The following is a 19,365-nucleotide window of genomic DNA, read 5'->3' as shown; positions in this document are numbered from 1 at the left end:
GCTAGGCAGAGGCTTTTGTTAATAGGGTTAATTACTCCAAATTTGATCTACAAACTCAGGGTGATCTATGAATGGATTTCTGTTTCCTTGGTGGGTAAATCCGGCTTCATTTCTATCTATTTCTTTTTGGCTTACAGGATCATTTTTGTGCCATCGAAGTAACATAGTAATCACCCACGGCTTAAATACCTGCTCACTTGAGCCATCTAATATAGCTGCACCATAAACACTATTATTAGTCCAAGTAGAAATCACATCTTCATACCTAACAGCCATATATAAATGTGCTCTTGCTAAATCCCCTTTAAATTCATCAATAGGTTCAAATACAGTACCTGAATATCCTAGTGTCGTGGTTGCTGTGCCTAATTTACTATTGTTTGTTGATGTAAAACTAGCCGTCGCTACTTCACCATATGGATAACCACTTCTTTTTGAATTCACAAAACCATCGGTTGCAAAAATATGATGCACATCAGAATTCATAGGTTCTATTTTTCCACCAAACCAACTCTTAGGAAACGAATGTTCTCGGTTATAACAGCCACCTTCAGCTGAATAGTTTCCACATTGATTTGTTACTTTTGTATAAACATAACTCTCAGAGCCTGATGGATTCTCAGAGTATATATCTAATATAGAGCCATCTTTTTCATAATAATTATCTAATGAATGTGATTCATAAAACGTCCATAAAGCAGAGTAACCTTTCACAGTATGTGCTTTAATTATATTATGTAAGGCAGCCTTCAAAACATAACCTGATTTACCTATCGCTGCTTCATAGTAAGCACTAGGCTCACCACCTGAACCACCTCCACTATCATTTCCTATAACAAAAGTTTTAGTTTCACTATTGGTAAAAGTGCCACCTGAAATAAGCGACTTGCCTGAGATTGATATATCATATGAACCATTACCGTATGTACAACAAATACCGTCGCCATATGTATCATTAATGGTAAAACTATATTCTCCATCAACTAAGCATAAGTTTTCTTCATAACTCGTATTATTTGATAAGTTACTGCCATGGACAATTTCAACTGAATTACTATCTTTGATGCTCCAGTTTGTTTCATAACCATAGTTGTCAGTTGTTAAGCTAAACTGAACTTCAGTATTCGCACATGCATTTGGATCTGGTGTTTCATTAACTGAAGGTTGAAAGTCATCAATATACACTATCTCTGAACCATCAAAACCAGCAGTATCATAAAAACGTAAACCTACAGCAATATTTTTACTTGTACTAGCCGTATAATTAAAATCAACCTTCTGCCATTGATTGATTAAATTCTCATTCGAATACCCTTGATAACCATCAACATAAAGTCTCGCTTTTACGTTACCTTCAGTATGATAAATCCAAGTTGAAAACGCATAAGTTTGCCCCGATATAACAGCAACCAATTGCTGTAAATCGGTTGAGCTTTGCGAGTTAGTATTTACAGTAATAGCTGCAGAGCTCGCACCTAGCTTAACGATATCTTTATTTTCATTTACAGCTATGCCTGTATCTATCGTAGTCCATCCTGATGGAGCGCTATTTGACCAAGTTTCAAAACCGCCGTTTTCCACTTCGGCATAAGCACCAGTATTAGCTACTAAAAGTAGGCTTAGCATTAATTTATTTTTATATTTCACTACAACTCCAATTATTTGATAATACGCAATTAGCTATTTATTGGACTATTATTAAATCCAAATGTTAATTTTATATTACAAAAACGATAACAGCAAAAATTAGAGTTATTACTCATGGCATTTTGTAAAGATTCAGGTACAAAAAATAATATTGTAACCAAAGCAAAAATATACGAATAAATTAACCATCTGATTTATATGTTTTTTCACGACAATAAAGGCAAAGACGACTAATCTATATAAAATAAATAACCAAACAATTAATTTTTATCATGATACTTGCAATCGATCAGGGCACTACTGGCACCACCATAGTTATTTATGATCAAAGTGGAGAGCTAAAAGGCAAAGCCTATAACGAGTTTACTCAAATTTATCCCAAAGCATCTTGGGTCGAACACGATGCTTATGAAATTTGGCTATCTACCTTATTAGGTATCAAACAAGCCTTAGAAAGTGCCAACTTAACCCATCCAGATATCAAATCAATTGGCATAACCAATCAAAGAGAAACCAGCGTTTTATGGGATAAAACAACTGGCAAGCCTGTACACAACGCCATTGTATGGCAGTGCAGACGCTCTGCTGATATCTGTGAAAAAATAAAACAGGATGGTAAGTCAGTCTGGATCCAAGAAAAAACAGGATTAGTAATTGATGCTTATTTTTCCGCAACCAAAATAAAATGGATATTCAATCAGCATCCCGAAATAAAAGCCCTAGCAGAGCAAGGTAACTTAGCTTTTGGTACCATAGATTCATGGTTAATATGGCAACTCACAGGAGGTGAAAACCACGTCACCGATCATACAAATGCTTCCCGCACTATGTTATATAACATCAATTCAAAAGAGTGGGATCATGAGCTATTAAGCTATTTTGATTTACCAAAATCTATCTTACCTAACATTCAAAACTCAGCGAGTTATTTTGGCAAAACCGACCAACAACTGTTTAATGGTAACGAAATTCCTATTACTGGTGTTGCAGGCGATCAACAAGCTGCATTATTTGGTCAAGGTTGTATCAAGTCTGGTCAAGTTAAAAATACTTACGGTACTGGTTGCTTCATGTTAATGCATACTGGCAACACTAAGAATTTAAGTAAAAATGGATTATTAACAACAATTGCTTGTGATGAAAAGGGCCAGCCTTCTTATGCGCTTGAAGGCTCAGTATTTATCGCAGGTGCTGCTGTGCAATGGCTTAGAGATCAACTTCAATTGATCACCAAAGCCTCTGAGACAGAAACAATTGCACAAAGCATTAAAGATACACAAGGCGTATATTTTGTGCCTGCATTTACAGGATTAGGCGCGCCACACTGGGATATGGCAGCCAAAGGTGCAATAGTTGGTCTAACAAGGGGCGCGGGTAAAAATGAAATTATTAGAGCAACCTTAGAATCTATCGCATACCAAACTGTTGATGTATTAAAACTAATGCAGTCCGAATCTAATACAAAAATTACATCTATGCACGTTGATGGTGGCGCCTGTGAAAATAATTTTTTAATGCAGTTTCAAGCAGATTTATTAGATATCGAACTTGTTCGTCCTGTGAATATTGAATCAACGGCATTAGGTGCGATTTTACTTGCAGGGTTAGGTGCTAATATCTGGCAAATAGATACATTGCCAAATAACATTTGTAAAATTGATACAGCATTTTCACCTAAAATAGAAAAAGACCATAGAGATGCATTAATTGAAGGTTGGAACAAAGCAGTTAAACAAGTAATAAGTTGATTATAACTATGAAACTTCCTCTTGTATTTTTGGGGAAGCCATAAAGTTTAATTTAAAACAGCAACCTTTTCCTAGCTCACTTTGGCAGGTGATCCTACCCTGAAGTGAGTTAGTAACTATATTACTGATAATATGCAAACCTAAACCGCTGCCACCTGCATTTCGGTTTGTGGTATAAAAAGGATTAAATATTTTACTAATATGATCCGGCGAAATCCCCTTGCCATCATCATAAAAATTGAGCTCTATCCGCTCATCCATCTTTGAAAAAGAGATTAAAATGCAACCTTCATTTTTATCTTTATAGGCATGTAATAAAGCGTTTAAAACAAGATTAGAAATAACTTGTGCTATTGCTCCAGGATAGCTATCGACCATAAACTCATTATCACACTTAACCTTAATTGAAATATTCGATTTTTTAATCTGCGGCTGTAATGTAAATATAATTTCTTCTATATAAGCCTTAAATTTAAATGTTCGCCGCTCATAAGATGCTTGATCTACTGCGATTTGCTTAAAGCTACTAATTAAGTCTGCAGCCCGATTTGAGTTTTTTAATATAATTTGAGCACAGTCCTGTAGATGCAAAATAGCAGACTCAAGATCTGAGCGAGTCATTGCGCCTGCTGAGAACTTATCATTTAAATCATCTGTCACTTCTCGCAAACTTGAAGATGCAGTAACCGTTATGCCAAGCGGTGTATTAATTTCATGTGCTATGCCAGCAACTAACCCACCCAAAGCTGCATTTTTTTCGGCTTCAATTAACTGTAATTCTGTATCTTTTAATTTTTCTAAAGAATTTAAGGCTTCTTTTGATTTTAAATCTAGCTCAGAGGTACGCTCTAATACCTTTAATTCTAGCGTATCATTTAAGCCATTAACCTCATTAAAATGATCTACTACAGATTTTAATAGCCTATTAATGCTTTCTTTTAATAAACCAAGCTCGCTCTCTTTATGTTTAGATAAAACAACAAGCTCACTTTGTGGATATTCTGGATTGATTTTAGTTAAGTCGTTAATCAATTTAACTAAAGGTTTGCTTATCAAATAATAAAATACAAATAGCAATGCGATAGCTAACAAAATATTACGCACAATACCTGAAAGTAATATCATCATAGACCGCGATGTAAAAGCCAGAGCGCCATAATAGACATCAACAACCACTATGAGGTGTGCCTTATTATTATCTATACTATTTTGCGTATTTAAATTAATACTGAATTTTTGATTATCATCAAACAATTCTTCGGCTACCCACCAAGGCTTTTCAATTTCAGTTTTCCTTGAGTTTTGCGCTAATACTTCACCAAAATCATCTGTAATAATCACTTCTATTATCGGTTTATAAGCAAATAAGCCATTAATCACCCTATTTGCTAGCGCTTCGTCATATTCATACACAGCTTGGGTTGCCGATGATTCTGTAACCTGTAAAATTTGCTCAACTGTTTGTGCAAGTAAATCACCTTGCTTTATATAGTCAGAATAGATTTGAAAACTACTTATCACTATGCCGAATACAAAGGCTATCAACACCCCCACTTTAGCTAAAGTAAATGAAATAGAGTTTCTTAAGGTAACACCAACTTTTTTCAACGACATGCATCAATACTCAGAGAGTAATTGCAGCATAAAAACATAATCGTTTCTCAAATACTCAACATTCATCCACACTTTTTTATGAAGTTCAGGAGTAGTCGCAGGAGTTTCAAAAAATGCTAAAAAGAATGAGAGTGACGCAATAGGATGAGGATGTACTATAAACTTATCTTTGAACTTTTCATTTTCATCTTGGCGTACAGCCATAATAGAAGAGGTAATTAAACTCCCTGTATTATCACGAATTAATTTATAAAAAGAGCTTTCATCTTGTTGTGATATTTCTACCGGAATATTAGCCGTTTGAATTTTTTTGATAATATTAAGATATGCTTTAGGAATACGTATAGGTTGAGGAATGGTGTTTAATTTTCCTGAAAAATCATAAAGGCTATTTTTGGGTGTCACTAGGTTAAAATCAACCTGCATTAAACGCCAACGAGATGTTTCCTGTATTGCATCTTCAGGGTAATGTAATTTATCATTAAGCGCTAAATCAAAGGGTAAACCTATCACCGCATCTATTTTTCTCTGGCGCGCCAAAACATTGATACAACGCTTCATAGGCATCACTAAAAAATCAGCCTCCATTTTACTATGCCTTAATGCTGCTTTTGTAATCTCTACAAATATGCCCTTTGCTTGACCTTTTTCATGGTATGAAAATGGATACCAATCTCGATTATCTATGCAAATTGAAATACGATTATTTGCAAAACATGATATTGATATAAATGTAATTAATAAACAGAGTAAAAATTTAATCTTAGTCATCATTCATTACGCCATTGTTTTAATAAGGTTTCATAATCAATCGTCTTTGGCTCAGGTCTTACTCTGTGAGGCTTAGGAGAGCCAGGCTGTGATAACCAAAAAGACTCATCTTTTTGCTCGGATAATTTAGGGGAATACACTTTTAACCTTACTTTGGCCATCATTTCATCTTGCGCATGAGCCATTAAATCCATAGCTTGTTTAGGCGTTAACTCACCGCTAATCGCTTTAGCAATTGTAGGCCACCAAGCAGCTGATAATGCGGGATAATGAGGCACATTAATGCCAGTATCGGTCCATCTTGAACGTACATCTGAGCGATAGAAATCAATTAAACCACCCCATTTATCTTTATACTTTGTTAAATGATCTGAGTTAATTGTAGATTGCCTAACGGGTGTACCACCTACTAAGAACTTTTTAAGCGATACCGTTTTTGATACACAAAATTGCGCCCATAACCAAGCCATATGCCGACGCTTACCTTTCACATTTTTTGGTATTGTCCAACTACCTGCATCTTGATAGCCGACTTTCATCCCCTCCTGCCAATACCTACCATGAGGTGTCGGCGCAACTCGCCATTTAGGTTTCCCTTGTTTATCTGTTAATGGTGAACCTGGACGATAAAACTCCTCCTCCGATAACCAAGTAACATATTGAAAAATACGCTGTGCAATATTGCCCTGAGCAGCTTTAGGTCCAGCATCAACCCAGCGCCAATTTAGCGCCTCTGGTGGTGCGTACTTTTTTAACCAATCAATATACTTAGTAAGCGCATATACCGCCGCAGGACTATTTAATGCGCCACCTCGAGAAACCGTTGACCCTACCGGAATACGATTTTCAACTCTGATCCCCCATTCATCCACAGGAGATCCATTTGGTAGACCGACATCACCTACTCCAGCAATAGAAAGCCAAGCATCGGTAAAGCGCCAACCTAAAGAGGGGGATTTTTTACCATAATCTAAATGGCCATATACTTTGACACCATCAATTGTCATGCCAGTAAAAAACTGAGCGATATCCTCATAAGCAGCCCAATTAAGAGGTACGCCTAAGTCATAACCAAACTGCTTTTTAAATTTGGCTTTAATGTCTTTACGGGAAAACCAGTCATATCGAAACCAATATAAATTAGCAAATTGTTGATCAGGCAATTGTAATTGGTTGCCATCATAATCTTGACCAAACTCTAAATTTAAAAAATCGGATAAATCTAAATCAGGATTCGTATATTTATCTCCATCATTTTTCATATACTGAGTTAGATTAACTACTTTTTTTAAGCGTAAATGTGTACCAATTAAGTCCGCATCATTTACATAGATATCAAATAACAATCGTCCTGTCATAAGCTGATCCATCATTTTTCTTACGATTTGACCTTCGCCTATAATTTTATGCTCAACTTTAATACCGGTGATTTCTTCAAAGGCACGGCTTAATACCTCATTTTCCCAATGATGTGTTTTTATCTCTTCGGCTACACTCCTAATGTGCAACCCTTGGTATTGCTTCGCTGTTTCGGCAAACCACCTTAACTCTTTTATTTTCTGCTTTTTATCTATCGCAGAGGGGCTAAAAAATGTGGCCCAGCGTTCAATTGCAGCTTCATTAATTGGATTATTTTGCGCCATGCAGTCAGGCATTAAAAATAGGCAATAAAATATGATTAACATCATGTATTTATTCATCGAAAAGCCAATTTTGTAAAAAAGTACATTTAAGTATAGAAGAAATCTTATTTTTGGCAGTTTTAGAAAATCAAAAATAATGAGGGTATTTTCAATCTATTTTCTAAATAAATGCGTTTTTAATTCCAAAAAAGAATAACAAAGTATTTTCTATTCTTTTTTGTTCTGGTGATTGATCGTTATGCTTCACTCTCAGATTAGCCCTCTTTGTAGATAAAAAAATATCAACAGGGGCAAAAAAATATAACTTTGATGAAAACTGACAACTCAGTTATACAATTAAAAGTATATGGCAACTTTTTACAGCATTTTTTAAATATTGAGGAATACTCATGTTGTTAGGTCAATTATCTAGCGCAGCTAGCCCGCTCTCAGCAGAGCAAGTGCAAAAATTACAAGGCCTAGTGGCAGAGCTAAACCCAATTCAACAAGCTTGGGTAAGTGGTTATTTAGCTGCTAATGCCAATACAGCCGTTTTAGGTGGTGTTGCTCCAGCAGCCCAAGCCGGTGAAGCTGCAAGCTTAACTATTTTATATGGCTCACAAACAGGTAACGCGAAAAATGTTGCTAGCCAACTTAAAACACAAGCAGAATCTCGTGGTTTAACTGTTAAGTTAGTTAATATGGCTGATTATAAACCTAACAACTTGAAAAAAGAAAAGTTTATCTCTGTTGTTGTATCAACATACGGAGAAGGCGAACCACCTGAAGATGCTGAAAACTTACATGAGTTTTTATACTCTAAAAAAGCACCTAAATTAGAGGGTGTTAAAGTTGCAGTATTAGGCCTAGGTGACTCTAGCTATGAATTTTTCTGTAAGACAGCGCAAGATTTCGATCAACGCTTTACTGATTTAGGCGCTGAGACTGTTTTTGCTCGTGCCGATTTAGATGTTGATTACGAAGATGAAGCAAATACATGGTTAACAGGTGCATTAGATGCCTTTGAACCTGATTTAAAAGCACAATCAACTGGTTCTGCGCAAGTTATTCCTATGCCTGGTGCCGCTGCAGTAACAAGTCAATATAACAAGCAAAATCCATTTGCAGCTGAGTTATCAGTAGTGCAAAAAATCACAGGTCGTGATTCAACAAAAGATGTACGCCATATTGAAATTTCGCTAGAAGGTTCAGACCTTACTTATACTGCAGGTGATTCATTAGGTGTTTATTTCTTAAATGATGAAGCTTTAGTAGACGAAGCGCTTTCTTTATTAACTATCGATGCTTCGACTGAAATTACTTTAGGCGATAAAACAATAAGTGTTCGCCAAGCATTAATCGAAAACCTTGAATTAACACAATCTTACCCTGCATTTGTCGAAAAATTTGCTGCTGCAACTAATAATGCTGAGTTAGCTAAAATTACAGAAGATAAAGCAACTTTGCGTGAATTTATTGAACCTCGCCAAATCTTCGACATTATTCGTCAACACCCTGCAAAACTTGATGCACAAGCATTAGTTGATTGTTTACGTAAATTACAAGCGCGCCTTTATTCAATTGCCTCTTCACAATCTGAAGTGGAAGAAGAAGTACATTTAACAATTGGCTTAGTAGAATTTGAAGCTTTTGGTAGCGAACATTTAGGTGGTTGTTCTGGTTATTTAGCTAAACGTGCTGAAGAAGGCGCATCAGTTAAAGTATTTGTAGAGCATAACGATAACTTCCGCTTACCTGCTGATACAAATACACCAGTATTAATGGTAGGTCCAGGTACTGGTATTGCACCTTTTAGAGCGTTTTTACAAGAGCGTGAAGCAAGCGAAGCACAAGGTGATAACTGGTTATTCTTTGGTAATCCGCATTTTACACAAGACTTTTTATACCAAGTAGAGCTTCAAGGTTACTTAAAGTCTGGCGTGTTATCTAAGTTAGACGTTGCCTTTAGCCGTGACCAAGCTGAAAAAGTATATGTACAAGATAAACTACGTAAAAGTGGCGCAGAAGTTTATGCCTGGTTAGAAAAAGGCGCACATTTTTATGTATGTGGCGATGCTAATCGCATGGCAAAAGATGTTCATCAAGCGCTATTAGACATAGTCCAGGAGTTTGGTGGTAAATCTGAAGAAGATGCACAAGCATACTTAAAAGAATTACGTAATCAAAATAGATATCAGAAAGACGTGTACTAAATACGAAAGTATTAACAACACGTGAGCTTATAAACCGTCACTTTATAAGAAGTTAAAAAGAATTTAGGAAAAAGCAAAATGAGCGAGCAAGATAAAACCGTAAAGCTTTCTGATAACGAACGCCTTAAAAGAGAAAGTAATTTTTTACGTGGAACAATAGAAGCTGATTTACAAGACGAAATCACTGGTGGCTTTACAGCTGATAATTTCCAATTAATCCGTTTCCATGGCATGTATCAGCAAGATGACCGTGATATCCGTGGTGAACGTGCAAAACAAAAACTAGAGCCGCTACATAACGTTATGTTACGTGCTCGTATGCCTGGCGGCATCATTACACCAGATCAATGGTTAGCAATTGATAAATTTGCCGATGATAAAACAAGTTATGGCAGCATTCGTTTAACAACACGTCAAACTTTTCAGTTTCATGGTGTTTTAAAGCCAAACATTAAAGGCATGCACCAAATGTTAGATAGTGTTGGTATTGACTCTATTGCAACTGCTGGCGATGTTAACCGTAACGTCTTATGTACTACTAACCCAGTTGAATCAGAGTTACACCAAGAAGCTTATGAATGGGCAACAAAAATCTCAGAACATTTATTACCACGCACTCGTGCCTATGCTGAAATCTGGTTAGATGGTGAAAAGTCAGAAACAACTGAAGAGCCAATTTTAGGCTCTAACTATTTACCTCGTAAGTTCAAAACAACGGTTGTGATCCCACCGAATAATGACGTGGATGTACATGCAAACGATTTAAACTTTGTAGCTATTAGCGAAAACGGTAAATTAGTTGGTTTTAATGTATTAGTGGGTGGTGGTTTAGCTATGACTCATGGTGATACTGCAACTTACCCTCGTAAAGCAGACGACTTTGGTTTTATTCCTGTAGAACATACACTTGCGATTGCTGAACATGTTGTAACAGTTCAACGTGATTGGGGTAACCGCTCAAATCGTAAAAATGCAAAAACTAAATACACTTTAGACCGCGTTGGCGTAGATGCATTTAGAGAAGAAGTTGAAAAACGTGCAGGCGTTAAATTTGAAGCAAGCCGTCCATACGAATTTACATCTCGTGGTGACAACATCGGTTGGGTTGAAGGTATAGATGGTAAACACCATTTAGCGCTATTTATTCAAAGTGGTCGTATTTTAGATTACCCAGGTAAAACATTAAAAACAGGTTGTCGTGAAATTGCGAAAATTCACCAAGGTGATTTCCGCATGACAGCAAACCAAAACTTAATTATTGCTGGTGTACCAACAGAGCAAAAAGAAGCAATTGAAAAGCTAGCACGTGAACATGGCTTAATTGACGATAGCCATTCAAATCAGCAGAAAAACTCAATGGCATGTGTTGCACTACCAACATGCCCATTAGCGATGGCTGAATCTGAGCGTTACTTACCTAGCTTAGTTGAAAAAGTTGAAGGTTTACTTGCTAAGCATGGCATTGCTGATGACAACATCATTTTACGTGTTATTGGCTGTCCAAATGGTTGTGGTCGTGCAATGTTGGCTGAAGTCGGTTTAGTTGGTAAAGGACCTGGTAAATATAACATGCACTTAGGTGGTAACCGCATTGGTACTCGCGTGCCTAAGCTTTACAAAGAAAATGTAAGTGAAGATGTTTTCTTACCTGAGTTAGACAAACTAATTGGTCGTTGGGCGACAGAGCGCAATGAAGATGAGTGTTTTGGTGACTTTGTGATCCGCGTTGGCATAGTGCAAGAAGTTAAAGTCAGTAAAACAGACTTTCACAGTTAGAAATCAAGATTAAAAATGATATTAAGCTGGTGAGCCAGCTTAAAATATCAGGTGGAATTATGAGCGAATTTAAAAACATTTTAGCGATGGACAAAAACCAGCAAGTACAATTATTAGCACAAGCTAATGAACAACTTACTGAGTTAACTGCCGAGCAGCGTGTTGCTTGGGCGATTGAAAATTTACCAAATACGCAGTTTTTGTCATCAAGCTTTGGCATTCAAGCGGCTGTTATGTTGCACTTAATGACATCACATAAAACAGATATTCCTGTGGTTTTAACTGATACAGGTTATTTATTTCCTGAAACTTATCAGTTTATTGATCACTTAACTGAACGCTTAGACTTAAATTTAAAAGTGTATCGTTCAGAGCATAGCCCTGCATGGCAAGAAGCCAAATATGGCAAGCTTTGGGAGCAAAATGCTGAAGGTATTAAACAATATAACAATATGAACAAAGTTGAACCAATGAATCGCGCTTTACAAGATTTACAGGCTGGAACTTGGTTTAGTGGTTTAAGACGCGATCAATCTTCAACACGCGCTAATAAAAATATTGTTGAAATCAGCCGTGGAACAGTGAAGTTTCACCCAATCATAGATTGGAGTAACCGCGATGTTTATCAGTATTTAACTAAACATGATTTACCATATCACCCTTTATGGGAGCAAGGTTATGTTTCTATGGGCGATGTACATACAACACGTAAACTAGAACCAGGTATGACTGAAGAAGAGACAAGGTTTTTTGGTTTAAACCGTGAATGTGGTCTTCATACAGATGGTGATGGAATCTAGATTTAAAAATTCATTGTTTCATGATTAAAACGCAGCTTCGGCTGCGTTTTTTTATTTTATGCATTTAAATTAATAACCTACAAAAAAAAATTCTACTTTAGGTACTTGAAATATGTTAGTTTATAGATGAAAATTCATACAGATTCAGTTTAAGTTCAGCTTAAAGTGATTACTATCACTGCATTCAATGCGTTAACTATTTAGGGCCGAAAAATGAAAGCAATTTTATCTGTAACATTAGTAAGTGCTGTTTTATTAATGGGCTGCCAAACTAGCCCAGATACTGAGAAAAAAGAGACTAAACCAGACCTTCGAATCGGTGAAGAAGTGAATCAAATCTGCTTTGCTCGCTCAATTAATGGCTGGGAAACGGTAGATAAACGAAATAATGCCATTATATTAAACAAAAATGTAAAAGATAAATATATTTTAAGCCTAGCTGGAATTTGTGATCCACAATGGGCGATGAGTAGAATAGGCACTGTTTCTAGAGGTAACTCTAGCTGCTTATCTCGTGGTGACAAAATTATTACTGATAATAATATGAACAAAAATGCCAGTTGTACCATAATGAAAATAAATGATTGGCACCCAGAAAAGCTTGTTGAAGAGCCAGTTGAAAAACCAACAGAAGCGGTTATGAAAACTGAAGAAAATTAAAACCGTTCAAATAGATAAAGGTAAAACACTTAAGTTTTATCTTTTTCGCTTTCATTTTTCATAAATATTAAGGTTAAATAAATTTTAGTAGGTAAAGATAAAATCAAACCTAAAGCAATACAGCCTGCACTGATTACGATACCTGTCACACCATGGCTTTCATCAAAATTAAGATAAGAAATCAAATAATGCCCAAGTAAAATTAGGCTAATTCCTATCAACATTATCACTTTTAGTAATCTATGTTTATTTTTTATATTCATAAGCGACTCTAATCTAAACTTATAAACTTAAGTTATATCATCTCTATATTGTGATTATTGATTTGAGTCATGGCTTGATTCAATTATTATTTTCAGGCAAGAAAAAAGCGCTTTTAAGCGCTTATAAACTCTATTGATTGATCTACACTCAGTTAATTTTTCACATCAACTTTACCATTAATGTCATGCATTTTTAAGCTACCAGAGCCTGATTCTGAAATCACAAGACCACCAGTATTATTCACATCTATATTTCCTGAAGCATCTTCAATCGTTACCACACCAACAACTTGAGTTACGCTTAAATTACCTGAACCATCATTAATGTTTACATCACCTTGAATATCTTTAACTGATAATTCACCAGAGTCATCTGTGACAATCAAAGAACGCGCTAAATGAGAAATGTTTAAATCTCCAGAGCCATCATCAACTGTTACATCACCCTTAATAGATTGAATCGTTAAATTACCCGAATCATCTTTTACTTCGAGCGAGCTAGATAAGTTAGTGATTGTTAAATTGCCAGACCCATCTTCAACATCAACATGACCTTTAATTTCTGTAATATCTAAGTTTCCGGAAGCATCTTTCACTTTTAGAGACCCTGATAAATTAGCGATGCTTAAATTTCCAGAACCATCTTCTACAACAAGCTTATTTCCACCATCAATTGAAAGATTACCAGAATCATCTTCAATCACCATATCACCCGTGACTTGTGTTATTTCAATATTACCAGAGCCATCATCTATCACTAGATTATTACCACCAGTAATAATGATGTTGCCAGAATTATCATCCACTTTAATATCAGCTTTACTCCCTTTTATTTCAATATCACCTGAACCATCCTCTAAATCGAGGGCTAAATTAGCCGGTACTTGAATGGTTAAATTTATGCGTGGAGAATTACCAGAATAAAAACCCATTTTTGCATTATGCTTGGCAATGAGCTTTGCATGAACACCTTTTTTTTCTAAGGTTAGGGTATAAGGTTTATCATGATTATAAGTTCTAATATCAGCTTTCACTGTGATCTCTTTTAAGCCTTCCACACCAATAACTTTTACATTACCTGAAGATGTTTCGGATACAAACTTGCTTACACCCTGCGTACTCATTACTAGCGCTTTGTGTTCTTGAATATTTGCTGAGTCTGGAGATATATGAATAACACAACCTGATAACCATAAAGCAGCACATATTGGAGTGAGTAATTTAAGCATCTAAATTCCTTGATAGTTTAATTGTTATATAAGTTATATTTTCAAGTAATTATTGCAAACATCAAGCCAAATCACATCTTGTTGTAATTATTGAACTTTTAATTTCAATAATTTTATAACTGGTAATATAGACCAAAATTTAGTGAATATTTACACATAAAATTACATTTTTGCTATCGATAAATAACTATTTAATTGTTTATTATCTAAATTTTTAGGCGTAATTTGATCTACGATATTTAACGCACTCGTTACTGTTTTAAAGCTTTGCTGATCTGCAGGTGTTAATTCTTTAAACTCTTCTGAAGACAAATATTTATCAAACTCTGAAATTGTTTGATCTAAAATGCGACTAAAACCCTCGTCCTCTTTTGCTTTATTTACATTACCTAATATATGTTCAGCATTATCTAAACTAGCATTTAAGTTTTCACTTAAACCTTTACCTTGAGCAGAATTTGAGAAATTATTTAAAAATGAAGACAGCTTTTGACTCGGTTGATGCGCATTTTCATTATTGCCTTTCAAATTACCATTAAGTTTTGCATGTTGCTCTGGCGAGATTAAACCGTATTCACCTAATCTTTGAGACAATTGACCAATATCTAACTGGGTTAAATCTTTGCCAGAAAAAAACTCACTTGTAATAGCTGCTAATTTTTGTGATCTTGATGATAATGCCACATCAGCAGAACTATTGGCTGTTGCAGCTTCTTTATCTGTTTTATTAACCGCTGTTTTTGGTGACAGAACGGCGCTCTGGTCTTTAACTTGATTATTGGCAATATCATTTGTTTGGTTGTAGCTGTTAGTTGGGTTTATTAACATGATAAAATTTTGACATAAAAGTGAGATAGCTTATTCAATGCAATAAACGCACCCATTTAAAAACAAAAAACCGAAACTTTTAGTTCCGGCTTTTATATATCAGTTCTTGCTATGCGTTAATTAACTTTACTATCTACGGTACTAACAAACTCAATACCATTGTCAGTATAATCCATTAAAAAATGAAGACGCATATCGGTATCTTTAAGGCTATTTAGTTCTTCTGGCAATTCTTGATTTGCCATAGCCGCAACATCAAATAAAGGCGTGAAAAACTTTTTATAATCTAAACTAAAGCTATTAACACCATTACTTACCAATGCTTGTTTAGATAAGCTATCAGCCGTTTGTGACGCCATAGTACCGCTATATAAAGCGATATTGTGACCCTTAACAGCGACATCAACTTGAGCACCAAAAACATCTAACATGGGCACAAATTCATTTAATTTTACAGGCGAGCCATCTTCTGGTAATTTTAAATCAGCTAACGGCGGATAAAATGCTTTTACGCTATTAAAAAATGAAATTGGCTTATTGACCGATAAAGTCACTAAGCTATCTAATTTTTTTAATGCCGGTTGATCGTTTTCGTTACTTAACTCAAAATCGAATAAAGCTGCACTAAAACCTTTTACGTCAGATGCCATACCGGTAAACATAGCTGTCATCATAGGGCTGTTTTTTGCAACCTCAGCTTGCATTTCAACTAATGGCGCACATTGATATTTTGTTTGCGTAAAGTTATTCCATAATGTGGTTAGCACAGGTGTCACTTTACCAATATCTAACCCCAAACCTAAGCTCATTATTTTGTTATCGGCAGAATGTAAATGCTCAGGAATAAAGCCCCTTAATCCAGATAAAACACGCATCATATCTGTATTACCTTCTATCACCATAGAGGCTTTCATATTGACCGAAGACTCTGTGATTTCAAGGTGTTGGGTGCCAAAGGCTGTTCTAGGCCAGTTACTCACCAATTGTGCTAAATCATCCTGACATGCTTTTTCTCGAAAAACGGTTAGCTCTTTTTCTTTCAAATCAGTATCAGATAAAGCTAAAGTTTTATTAAGCATTTTATTAAAGTAATTATTATCTTTATTTGTTAAACCATTAACGAGGGCGACATGATTAAAAAAGCCCACATAAGTTGCATCAAAACCATGTCTAACCATCATATTTTTTAAGGTGTCTTCGCTGACAAGTGACTTTTCAGGCTTGTTAATAGTAAGCGCCAGTGATAACTCGCTTTGATCATTAACAGGCGTATTAAAAGTAAGCGTAGCCCAACCGTTTTTAACAGATGCAATCAACTCAAATACTTGACCATCTTCTTCATAAAAAGTATAACTTTTATATTCAACTCCTGAAATTGTTTGAGTTTGGGCCGCTATACCTGACTCTCTTTCAGCTTTAGCAAGCATATTCCATAAGGCTTCAGGTTGAGCAATTTCATAACGCATTACAGGTAGCAACCCCACAGTATAAAAGAGGCTTTTAAAGCTATCGTTTACGCCATAGTTCTGCATTAACAAATCAGGAGACATCAGCGTTTGATTATATGTTTTTAATAAACTTGCAAAGAATTTCTGCCCAATATGCTCACCCTTTGACAATTCATCAGCCATAAAACCAAACTGCTCATAAGAAGCTTGGTTTTGTGATAATAGCTTAATATAGTCTTTTACTGGAAAAGGCTTTAACTGGCCAGCAAACATCAAAGTATCTGCTGGTATATACGCAAGTTCAGATAATTTTAATGCTTGTTCAGTCGATTTATCTGATGAATTAGTTTGCTTATCATACAAATAAACGGTACCAACCGCGGCCAATACAGCCACTGCAACTAAGAGTTTTTTCATTGTTAATTTCCTTTTAAATAATGCGTATTTCAAAAATAGTAATATTAGCTAAGATACAGTTAAAGCTTACGTTTTACATCTTCTAAATAAGCCGCCAAACTTTTTTGCCATAAGTCCGTAACGTTTTCAATATCAGCTTCAATTGGCTTTTTATCAAGTAACTTTCTTTCTAATTTCTTTAATTCCATACCATATAAATTAAAACCTAACTGCAATGCAGTGCTTGCTTGTCGGTGTAATATCTTAATGCACTGTTCAGTATCACTACTTAATAGCTCTTGTAGATGATTAAACTTGCCTCTCGCTGACAATACAAACTCATTATAAACAGAAGATAGTTCGTCTTCTGTAAAAGAGCTTTCAAGGGTTTTAGTTGCTGTATCATCATATAAAACAGGTTTTAACTCTGTTACCAATGAAGGAGCCTGAGTGCTTTGAGAGTTAAGTAAAGCTTGCCTTAACTTCTCTAACTTAATGGGTTTGCCAACAATATCTTTTATGCCTAATGCTAAATACTCTTTAATTTCATCAGGGCTTAAACTTGCAGTAAAAGCTAAAATAGGGGTGCGTTGATTTTTATGGTCTAAATGTTTTAGCTTTTTAAGCACTTCAGGACCATTAAAGTCGGGAAGATTCATATCAAGTAAAACCAGATCAAACCGATACTTTTGCATCATAGCTATCGCCGAAGCACCATCGTCTGCTAATTTCACCCTATGCTCATCCATAGCCATAAACTCCAAGGCTATTTTTTGGTTAAGAGGTAAATCTTCTACCAATAGAATATCTAATCCAGTTAGATATTCTGATGACTGATGGCGCTGCTCTACTAAGCTTAATTCGCCTAAACCTAAAGTAATATCAAAGCTAAAAATACTGCCTTTACCTAACTCACTACTAATATCTAACCTACTTTTTAATTTAGATAAAATACGGCTACTAATCGCTAAACCTAAACCCGTACCTCCTTTAACTTTACCGGCAGTACTTTGTACATAAGGCTCTGTTAAGTATTCAATTTCATCACTCTCAATACCCGGTCCTGTATCTTCAACTGCAAATCGCAAATTATGTTCTAAAACAGTTGAGTGTATTAAATCAACTTGTATTTTTATGCTGCCATTATCAGTAAACTTTATCGCGTTCCCAACTAAATTAATTAATACTTGTCTAATCTTTTGCTGATCGCAGTAATAACACGCCTGCTCAGGTAAGTTAAAACGTAATTCAAAGTTAAGGTTTTTTTGACCTGCTAATGGGCTTAATAATAAACATAAGTTTTCAAGCCATGGTTTGAGTTCTATATCTTCTTCATAAAGCGCACCAGTACTCTGATCTAAACTGGCATAATCTAATACTTTATCGATTAATAAGTTTAAAGATTCTGCAGAGTTAATAATCGCTTCACAATAAGGTTTATCTCTCGGGTCATTAGACTGATTCATTACTAACTGAGCGCTACCCAAAATACCATTTAATGGTGTTCTGATTTCATGGCTCATAGTGGATAAAAATAAACCTCGAAGTTCGGCATCTTTTTGTGCTTTTTCAGTCAGTTTTTTTAAATGTAATGCCCGCCTTTCATTACACAAAACAGCGATACCTGTGGTAATTAACATTGGAGACAAAATACCCGCCATAAAAATAGGTAAGCTAAAATATAAACTTTGCGTTATGTCTTCATTATTCACGTCTTGTAATAAAACAGCACGTAATGAAAAAACAATTAACAGTAAGCTAAAATTAAACAAATAAATATAGCTGCCATTTGGATATTTTTTTAAGCCAATATTAAAAAATAAATAGCTTAAAAAGACCGCTTCTATAATACGGTGAATGTCGACTATTAAAATGCGACTATGACGATCTAAGTCACCATACAAAAACCACCAAAACGCAATGATTAACCAAATAGTTGCCGCTATAAATACATTAAGGGAAGGATGTTTAAATTCAAAAAACTTACATAATGCATAAGCTTGAATTATTGAAGCTAAAAGTAATAAAGTATTGCCTAGCCCTAGATTGAAATTAAGACCGATAGGCAATGAATTGAGTCCTGTAAAACATAATAAAGACGTTAAAATTACCACAGGATAAAACACATATAATAAAGTACCCGGAACTACTTTATTGGCTCTCCAAGTGACAAAATTAAGCAAACTCATAAGAACAGTGACGCTAATACTGGTATAAAATAAAGTATTTAGATCTAACATTTATTATCCTTCATAGAATGCCTTACTATTCTACAGGGGTCACTAAGTGACGATATTTATAGTTAAACATTGATTGTACTTGAAAATAAATAAATTTACTTACTCTCTTA

General features: G+C 35.3%; 14 protein-coding genes. 5 read left to right on the top strand and 9 right to left on the bottom strand.

Annotation, left to right across the window (positions count from 1 at the left end):
- Positions 1 to 27 precede the first annotated feature (27 nt).
- Positions 28 to 1,626, bottom strand: coding sequence for an endonuclease (locus tag KO527_RS17730; RefSeq protein ID WP_216041667.1), 1,599 nt, complete (start codon positions 1,624 to 1,626; stop codon positions 28 to 30).
- Between the two features lie 293 nt (positions 1,627 to 1,919).
- Between KO527_RS17730 and glpK the strand changes: the two genes are divergently transcribed.
- Positions 1,920 to 3,395 carry a glycerol kinase GlpK gene (gene glpK / locus KO527_RS17725; RefSeq protein WP_216041613.1) on the top strand — a complete coding sequence of 492 codons (1,476 nt, stop codon included), beginning with the start codon at positions 1,920 to 1,922 and terminating at the stop codon, positions 3,393 to 3,395.
- 6 nt (positions 3,396 to 3,401) lie between these two features.
- Here glpK and KO527_RS17720 read toward each other — a convergent pair whose 3' ends face one another.
- The 3 genes from KO527_RS17720 to KO527_RS17710 are packed head-to-tail and all read right to left on the bottom strand — an operon-like array spanning position 3,402 to position 7,480.
- Positions 3,402 to 5,009: an ATP-binding protein gene (locus KO527_RS17720; RefSeq protein WP_216041612.1), complete on the bottom strand. Its 1,608-nt coding sequence runs from the start codon at positions 5,007 to 5,009 to the stop codon at positions 3,402 to 3,404.
- 3 nt (positions 5,010 to 5,012) lie between these two features.
- On the bottom strand, positions 5,013 to 5,783 hold the full coding sequence (locus KO527_RS17715) for a hypothetical protein (RefSeq protein WP_216041611.1): 771 nt from the start codon (positions 5,781 to 5,783) through the stop codon (positions 5,013 to 5,015).
- The gene (locus KO527_RS17710) at positions 5,780 to 7,480 is read right to left on the bottom strand and encodes an extracellular solute-binding protein (RefSeq protein ID WP_216041610.1); all 1,701 of its coding nucleotides are present in this window, start codon (positions 7,478 to 7,480) and stop codon (positions 5,780 to 5,782) included. Before KO527_RS17710 ends, KO527_RS17715 begins: the two co-directional genes overlap by 4 nt.
- A gap of 332 nt (positions 7,481 to 7,812) precedes the next feature.
- Here KO527_RS17710 and KO527_RS17705 point away from each other — a divergent pair, with 332 nt between their 5' ends.
- The 4 genes from KO527_RS17705 to KO527_RS17690 all read left to right on the top strand — a co-directional run bounded on the left by KO527_RS17705 (position 7,813) and on the right by KO527_RS17690 (position 12,851).
- Positions 7,813 to 9,615: an assimilatory sulfite reductase (NADPH) flavoprotein subunit gene (locus tag KO527_RS17705; RefSeq protein WP_216041609.1), complete on the top strand. Its 1,803-nt coding sequence runs from the start codon at positions 7,813 to 7,815 to the stop codon at positions 9,613 to 9,615.
- A 78-nt stretch (positions 9,616 to 9,693) separates the two neighbouring features.
- Complete coding sequence (gene cysI / locus KO527_RS17700) at positions 9,694 to 11,391, top strand: assimilatory sulfite reductase (NADPH) hemoprotein subunit (RefSeq protein WP_216041608.1); 1,698 nt, start codon at positions 9,694 to 9,696, stop codon at positions 11,389 to 11,391.
- 59 nt (positions 11,392 to 11,450) lie between these two features.
- Complete coding sequence (locus KO527_RS17695) at positions 11,451 to 12,191, top strand: phosphoadenylyl-sulfate reductase (RefSeq protein ID WP_216041607.1); 741 nt, start codon at positions 11,451 to 11,453, stop codon at positions 12,189 to 12,191.
- Positions 12,192 to 12,404: 213 nt separating this feature from the next.
- Positions 12,405 to 12,851: a DUF6491 family protein gene (locus tag KO527_RS17690; RefSeq protein WP_216041606.1), complete on the top strand. Its 447-nt coding sequence runs from the start codon at positions 12,405 to 12,407 to the stop codon at positions 12,849 to 12,851.
- A gap of 29 nt (positions 12,852 to 12,880) precedes the next feature.
- Here the strand turns inward: KO527_RS17690 and KO527_RS17685 are convergent, their stop codons facing one another.
- From KO527_RS17685 to KO527_RS17665, 5 genes are all read right to left on the bottom strand, one after another.
- Complete coding sequence (locus KO527_RS17685) at positions 12,881 to 13,114, bottom strand: hypothetical protein (protein WP_216041605.1); 234 nt, start codon at positions 13,112 to 13,114, stop codon at positions 12,881 to 12,883.
- Between the two features lie 152 nt (positions 13,115 to 13,266).
- A complete protein-coding gene (locus KO527_RS17680; RefSeq protein WP_216041604.1) occupies positions 13,267 to 14,343 on the bottom strand; it encodes a DUF4097 domain-containing protein in 1,077 nt (358 codons plus the stop codon).
- A 162-nt stretch (positions 14,344 to 14,505) separates the two neighbouring features.
- Positions 14,506 to 15,171: a hypothetical protein gene (locus KO527_RS17675; protein ID WP_216041603.1), complete on the bottom strand. Its 666-nt coding sequence runs from the start codon at positions 15,169 to 15,171 to the stop codon at positions 14,506 to 14,508.
- Between the two features lie 116 nt (positions 15,172 to 15,287).
- Positions 15,288 to 17,036, bottom strand: coding sequence for a hypothetical protein (locus KO527_RS17670; RefSeq protein WP_216041602.1), 1,749 nt, complete (start codon positions 17,034 to 17,036; stop codon positions 15,288 to 15,290).
- Between the two features lie 59 nt (positions 17,037 to 17,095).
- Entirely contained in the window at positions 17,096 to 19,255 is a 2,160-nt protein-coding gene (locus KO527_RS17665; RefSeq protein WP_216041601.1) for a response regulator, read from the bottom strand.
- Positions 19,256 to 19,365: the final 110 nt, after the last annotated feature.

Source organism: Pseudoalteromonas sp. C2R02 (assembly GCF_018860845.1).
Taxonomy (GTDB): Bacteria; Pseudomonadota; Gammaproteobacteria; order Enterobacterales; family Alteromonadaceae; genus Pseudoalteromonas.
This window is presented reverse-complemented; position numbering and strand designations above follow the sequence as displayed.

Coding starts and splice junctions, on each gene's coding strand:
- KO527_RS17730 (WP_216041667.1), bottom strand. CDS start 1,626: ATGCTAAGCCTACTTTTAGTAGCTAATACTGGTGCTTATGCCGAAGTG.
- glpK (WP_216041613.1), top strand. CDS start 1,920: ATGATACTTGCAATCGATCAGGGCACTACTGGCACCACCATAGTTATT.
- KO527_RS17720 (WP_216041612.1), bottom strand. CDS start 5,009: ATGTCGTTGAAAAAAGTTGGTGTTACCTTAAGAAACTCTATTTCATTT.
- KO527_RS17715 (WP_216041611.1), bottom strand. CDS start 5,783: ATGATGACTAAGATTAAATTTTTACTCTGTTTATTAATTACATTTATA.
- KO527_RS17710 (WP_216041610.1), bottom strand. CDS start 7,480: ATGAATAAATACATGATGTTAATCATATTTTATTGCCTATTTTTAATG.
- KO527_RS17705 (WP_216041609.1), top strand. CDS start 7,813: ATGTTGTTAGGTCAATTATCTAGCGCAGCTAGCCCGCTCTCAGCAGAG.
- cysI (WP_216041608.1), top strand. CDS start 9,694: ATGAGCGAGCAAGATAAAACCGTAAAGCTTTCTGATAACGAACGCCTT.
- KO527_RS17695 (WP_216041607.1), top strand. CDS start 11,451: ATGAGCGAATTTAAAAACATTTTAGCGATGGACAAAAACCAGCAAGTA.
- KO527_RS17690 (WP_216041606.1), top strand. CDS start 12,405: ATGAAAGCAATTTTATCTGTAACATTAGTAAGTGCTGTTTTATTAATG.
- KO527_RS17685 (WP_216041605.1), bottom strand. CDS start 13,114: ATGAATATAAAAAATAAACATAGATTACTAAAAGTGATAATGTTGATA.
- KO527_RS17680 (WP_216041604.1), bottom strand. CDS start 14,343: ATGCTTAAATTACTCACTCCAATATGTGCTGCTTTATGGTTATCAGGT.
- KO527_RS17675 (WP_216041603.1), bottom strand. CDS start 15,171: ATGTTAATAAACCCAACTAACAGCTACAACCAAACAAATGATATTGCC.
- KO527_RS17670 (WP_216041602.1), bottom strand. CDS start 17,036: ATGAAAAAACTCTTAGTTGCAGTGGCTGTATTGGCCGCGGTTGGTACC.
- KO527_RS17665 (WP_216041601.1), bottom strand. CDS start 19,255: ATGTTAGATCTAAATACTTTATTTTATACCAGTATTAGCGTCACTGTT.